This is a genomic window from Sinorhizobium glycinis, from assembly GCF_001651865.1.
GTDB classification, from domain to species: Bacteria; Pseudomonadota; Alphaproteobacteria; order Rhizobiales; family Rhizobiaceae; genus Sinorhizobium; species Sinorhizobium glycinis.
Map to the genome: position 1 here is coordinate 1 of NZ_LPUX01000029.1, position 5,270 is coordinate 5,270.

Genomic DNA, 5,270 nt, shown 5'->3' on the forward strand with positions numbered 1-5,270 from the left:
AATCGCGTGTGTCGCCGCAGCCTGACAGCCGTCCCCGCCAGCTATCGCTGCATCAATCCGCTGATAACTTTACAGTGCCCTATCTGCTGTTCGTGTCCCGGCGCGATATCAACCGTAACGTCATCGATCTCAGCTACGACAAGATCAGCGACTACTCCGGCATCAGCCGCAAGAAGATCCCCGACGCGCTGACATTCCTGTCTGTGAACGGGCTTATCCGCAGCGAACGTCAGCGCAGCGACATCAATGACTTTGCCGTTTCGAACTCTTACCGCCTATCCTTTCTCGAATCCTATCGACATGGTGGCACAACGGGACGCGCTGAAATCGATGCGGTTCGCGCGCAGAACGAATTCTAGTTCTCACCAGTCAAAGCCGATCTCAGGGGTTTGCCCAAGTCTGGGACAGCGGCTCGAAGCAGAATGGAAACTGGTCGACATGGAAGACAAAGTAGCCAGACCAATCGCGCAACCCATTGTCGGTAAGAGAGCGTCATATCCGTTCCAGGTCTCCATCGCATGCTGGATTGATCTGCTGGGTTATGGCGGCATGATTGCAGCCGCGGATTTCAATCCGCTTCACATCAAATCAAGGGAAGCGTTAAGGCGGCTCCGCGATTTTCATAAAGTCGTTGCAAGCCACAGTGCGCGCCATTTTCCGACGCTGGTCATGAACGACGGAGCAGTCGCCTATCGCGATCTTTCGCTGAGATCGCCGTCGGTAACGTTCGATTTCCTGATACGCTCGTGGGAACTGTTCAGCGAAATCAAATCCCTCGAAGCCGCCGCCGGACATCCCGGCGCGCGCATGGTTTTGGCCTGCGGATTTCGCATGCGCGGCCGGCGGGCCGGCATGGATGCCTCGGCTGGCCAGTTGCGATCCATACTCGCCCGATTGCAGGAGGGTCGGATCAACACTGAACAGGCCGTTCGTGAAGCGGCATCAGTGCGCCCCACCTTTGACATCATCCCGCAACTCCAGGCGAACTTTGCCTTTACCAAGGCCTATGTCGCCGAGTCGTCAGGAAAGGCGGGCGGGATCGGCGGTGCAAATTTCTACGTCGATCTGGCGATTTTCGATCAACCAGGGCTGGGCTGGATTACGCTTGGCGAACCAATCAATTGGTCGCATCCAAGGCTCGGCCTGTCGGCAGACTTTGCGCCCGTACTGGGCGTCAATTGGCGAGATCGGGCGCCCGTTGCCCCTGAGGGCGTTCGCGATGGTCTGCAGATCGCTGAACAGCTGACCGGTGATCCCAACGTTCTTCACGCCCTGAGGCAAGCCAAGAAGATATAGAAGTGCGCCTGGGTGGCCTGTACGCCTTGAAGGCGCACACCATTGACGACAAGAGGAGTTACGCCTATATTCTGTTGGAAGATGGAGGCTGACATGCCGAGCATAGCGAACGAGAACAGCGAACGTATGAGTTTGAGGGTGCCTGCCACGGCCAAGGCTAAACTCGTACGCGCTGCGGCACTTCGTAATACCGATCTGACGGATTTCGTGACGCAATCCGCGCTGCGAGAAGCAGAGGCTGTGATCGAGGAAGCCGAGACGATCAAAGTGTCGAAGCGCGATCATCTTCGCATTCTTGAGCTTCTGGAAAATCCGCCTAAACCTAACGCCAAGCTGCGCGCGGCGATTGCCGGTTTGCCTGGCAGCCTATGACTTTACCTGCATGGCATGAGGAACCGATCGCTAAGTCTCACGGTCGGGCAGTTTTCGATTGCGGCGACGGTCAGATGAACGAGTTTTTGCTCCGCTTTGCTCGACAGAGCCATGAGCAGAATGCCTCGAAAACCTTCTGTGCTATCGACGACGCAGTGCCCGGCCGTATTCTTGGGTTCTATACGATCGCGCCCTCGGCAGTCGAGCATGCGACTGTGCCAGATGCAATGACACGCGGTCTTTCCCGCCATGACGTGCCAGGCTTCAAGCTCGCGCGATTGGCTACCGACCGCGCGGTTGCCGGGCAGGGACTGGGAGGCCGGCTCCTAGCCGCCGCCGCGCTCCGCTGCCTGCGACTTGCAGGAGAGGGCGGGGGACTTTTACTGATCATCGATGCCAAAGGCGAGCGAGCCGCCAACTGGTACGCTTCCTATGGTGCCGAACCGCTAAAGGACAAGCCGCTAACTCTCGTAATGCCGCTCATCACCTTCGCGGCCGACTTGCGTGCTAGAGGTCTCCTTTGATCCCGTATGGCGCGGGAATACGATTGATTCGCCAAAGCGAACTATCGCATCGTGATGATCATCTTGAGGATAAGCTATATCACCAATGACCATATGGCGAGCCGGGCGCCTGCGGCGGCCCGGCTAGAGAGGAAAAAGGCCGAAGCGGCCTTCATCAGCCATTCCGGAGAAATGAACGACCCGATTGCCGAGTTCGACATCGGACGGCGGATCCATGTTCTCAACGATGATGGCTTGTCGGTCGCTCTCGAGGCCGAGAAGGTACCTGTAAAAGTTCCCATTTAGATTGGTGTCGCTGAGATCGTCCTCTGCACTATCGGGTTCGCGGTAAGAAAGCAGAGGAGAGTCAAGCACAACGATCCCGGGGTGAGGCAGATCATTGTCGGCGCAATATTGCATAAGAGAAATCGTAAACGCCGACTGCGTAATGGCCCTGAGCCCTTTTCCGTAGGACGTTCTCGCTTTCCCGGACACCACAAGATCTTTGGCGGTTGTGTCGAAGTGCACCTGCTCGACTGCCGGGAAACCCCATTGCCGGAGCACGCTCTCAACACGTTCAGCGAACGGGGCGACCACGGTATTTGTCAGGCGATTGTTGGATGTGGCATCGCCTGCCCCCCTTTCGTTCTGCCGTTCCAGGTTGGCCTTGCGACTGGTGAGATCATTCAGATTGCTGAAGAGACCGAGCGCTTCGCGTACATTCGCGCCCTTGTCCGCGAGCTCCTTGTATGTTGCGCGTTGTCTTCTAAGGTCAGGTGATACAACGGTCTCGATCTCAATCGAGAGTTCGCTCAGTGAATTCCTCATATTGGGAAGCGATTTCCGAATTGATTGCGCCTCCGCGTTCAACGCGGCGATTGTAGTCGTCAGCTCGGATTGCCGAGACTCGATTTTTTGCATCTCCGCCTCGGCCGCTGCGACGGTCACCGCTACATCGCCGTGGCAGACCGCGGTGGGATCGTGATGGTCGGGCGAAGCACCGCATGTCGGGCAGACCTCCTGTTGGAGAACCGAAAAAAAGCTACCCGCCTCGCGGATACCTAAGAGGCGCTCATAGTCCGAAACGTAGTGGTCCCGTAGAAGATTGAAGCGGTCAAGCAGAGTGGCAATTTCCGTGTATCGATCGTTGGTAATCTCGAGCTTTTGGATGATGGCCCGCCTTCTGGAGGAGATCGCCTTGAATTTTTCCTCGGTGAAGGCGAGCTGTTCGGCGCGATTGTCCATCGCTCTCGTAAGCCGCTCCTCCTGACCAGACAGTTCGTCGCGTGAGCCGGATATTGTCGTGATACGTTTCTGAGCGTCCGCGATAAGCTGATCGAGAAGATCGATTTGGGCCAGTCGCTTCTGGTCTTCGGGGGACGTGCTTTTGCGTGACAGGAGCGCTGTTTCATCGACGCCGGTCAACAACATCGTGAAGACGGACGTATTTGCCGTATTCGCCGTATAGTTCCCATCGGACAAGGGCGAACGCTTCTGGATGATCTCCTCCTCGTTGACGATCGCCAGCCGCGCAATGTTTCGGAAGCTCAGCGCCTGAGTTTCATCCGTTGCGTTCTTTTTGATCCGCTTGCCTGCAAGGCCGATCTTGGAGAGAAGAAACGACGAGAGGTTCGTTTCATCGCGCTCGTTGTGAATTTCGCCAAGGGGACTCCCCTCAGCATCCGGGATCGACGTGTGCAGACCCTCGAATGCCTGGAACCGTCCACCGGCCATGCTTCGAAGCAATGTCGTTTCCGATCCGTCGTCGAAAGCAATCGCAAGCAGTACGCGATCATAGCCGTTCGCCTGCGGGATATCGGGAAGAGGGCCCTTGCCACCGAGCATAAAATCGATCGCTTCGACAATATAGGACTTCCCGGTGTCGGAAGCCCCATAGACGACGTTGAGGCCGGACTGAAACGAAACGACCGGCGGTTCTTTTCCCGAGCCGTGAAAGGAAAGGTGACGGATCTGGAAGCCTGAATATGTCATTATGTCGGTCCGGATGCTTCATCTTGAAATTCAGAGACCCAGTTGCTGAGAAGATCGCGCATCAGATCGTCAAAAGCCTCATCGTTGTAGTCCTGGAAGTAACCAGCGAGCCATTCGGCGCGCTCGTACAATTGGCGGAGATATGGCGTCTGAAGCGCGGTGACAAAAAACTCCGCATTGTCTCCGGCCTGAAACAGGATCCCACTTTCATCGACAACCTGCTCGACTAGCCCTCGGGACATCATCAGGGCTACGGCAGATTGAACGGACTTTCTTCGGACCTGCGTGACAGGTGACATGATCGGTGTCGGGGGATGCAGGTCGGCGGGTCCATCGAGGACACTGGTTCGCACGACAAGATAATCCATCGCGGTCAGCCGGTTCAGATCTACCGCCCGGGGGAAATGCGCGTGCAGAACGAAGACGGCCCTCACACCCGTTTCGAGCGAACCGTTGAAAGCCGAGGCCGTAGGCATTAGCGGCGCCATGTCAGCTTCCCATCGTTCGCAAGCTGATGACAGATTCCCCGACGGTCGGTGGGAGAAGCGCTTCTGTTCAAAGGATGAGCGTCAAGAACCAAGGACTGCGCTTTCTCGGTTACGGCGACGACGCGCGCATATCCGTCCGAGTGTTCGCCGTCGTGAGTGTCCAGGACCCCGTCCAGTATCTCGGTCTGCAACCCCTCGAAAGTACCAGGCTCCACTTTCTCGCGCACGAAGACCCGCAGGGACTCCGCATGATAAAAGGCCTCGCGAGAGCGATGAAAATGGGATTTCAAATTCCCCCACTTGTCGAGATGCGAGACCGAGGCAATCGTCTCGCCTTTGTGCTCTGCATAGGCATCGAGCAGCTTGCTTGATGCCTTTGTCTCCTGCACCGGTCGGCCGCATAACGTTGACATATGTGGTTTTGAGCGAATGGACCCATTCGTCAATGAACGTTTCCCATTCGCTGGCTTCATAAATCTGGATGATCTTGAGAGGGTCAATCTTTGGCCCGTTCTCGAAATCGCTTGCCAAGAGGATTCTAGTGGTATCCGCCTAACATAAGAGTCCGTATGGGATTCCCGTGCGTATGCGAGTGTGGCGCATGCGCACAGGAATAGCC

The 5,270-nt window shown here is 56.5% G+C and carries 7 protein-coding genes; 4 read left to right on the forward strand and 3 right to left on the reverse strand.

Annotated features, from left to right (window positions below; all coding sequences use genetic code 11):
* The 4 genes from AU381_RS30020 to AU381_RS00355 all read left to right on the forward strand — a co-directional run.
* Nucleotides 1-359 (forward strand): hypothetical protein (locus tag AU381_RS30020; RefSeq protein WP_162273397.1); only part of this gene is annotated, 359 nt, incomplete at its 5' end.
* A 79-nt stretch (nucleotides 360-438) separates the two neighbouring features.
* Nucleotides 439-1,296 carry a hypothetical protein gene (locus AU381_RS00345; RefSeq protein WP_014857794.1) on the forward strand — a complete coding sequence of 286 codons (858 nt, stop codon included), beginning with the start codon at nucleotides 439-441 and terminating at the stop codon, nucleotides 1,294-1,296.
* 93 nt (nucleotides 1,297-1,389) lie between these two features.
* Entirely contained in the window at nucleotides 1,390-1,668 is a 279-nt protein-coding gene (locus AU381_RS00350; protein WP_015633362.1) for a type II toxin-antitoxin system TacA family antitoxin, read from the forward strand.
* Nucleotides 1,665-2,192: a hypothetical protein gene (locus tag AU381_RS00355; protein WP_014857792.1), complete on the forward strand. Its 528-nt coding sequence runs from the start codon at nucleotides 1,665-1,667 to the stop codon at nucleotides 2,190-2,192. The genes AU381_RS00350 and AU381_RS00355 overlap by 4 nt, the downstream gene beginning before the upstream one ends.
* A gap of 123 nt (nucleotides 2,193-2,315) precedes the next feature.
* Here AU381_RS00355 and AU381_RS00360 read toward each other — a convergent pair whose 3' ends face one another.
* Genes AU381_RS00360 through AU381_RS27840 form a run of 3 tightly spaced genes read right to left on the reverse strand, consistent with a single transcriptional unit; the run spans nucleotide 2,316 to nucleotide 5,040 of the window.
* On the reverse strand, nucleotides 2,316-4,163 hold the full coding sequence (locus tag AU381_RS00360) for an AAA family ATPase (protein ID WP_014857791.1): 1,848 nt from the start codon (nucleotides 4,161-4,163) through the stop codon (nucleotides 2,316-2,318).
* Nucleotides 4,163-4,651 (reverse strand): ABC-three component system middle component 2, encoded by a 489-nt coding sequence (locus tag AU381_RS00365; protein WP_015633363.1) that lies wholly within the window; start codon nucleotides 4,649-4,651, stop codon nucleotides 4,163-4,165. Before AU381_RS00365 ends, AU381_RS00360 begins: the two co-directional genes overlap by 1 nt.
* Nucleotides 4,639-5,040 carry an ABC-three component system protein gene (locus AU381_RS27840; RefSeq protein ID WP_244520003.1) on the reverse strand — a complete coding sequence of 134 codons (402 nt, stop codon included), beginning with the start codon at nucleotides 5,038-5,040 and terminating at the stop codon, nucleotides 4,639-4,641. Before AU381_RS27840 ends, AU381_RS00365 begins: the two co-directional genes overlap by 13 nt.
* Between the last annotated feature and the right edge of the window lie 230 nt (nucleotides 5,041-5,270).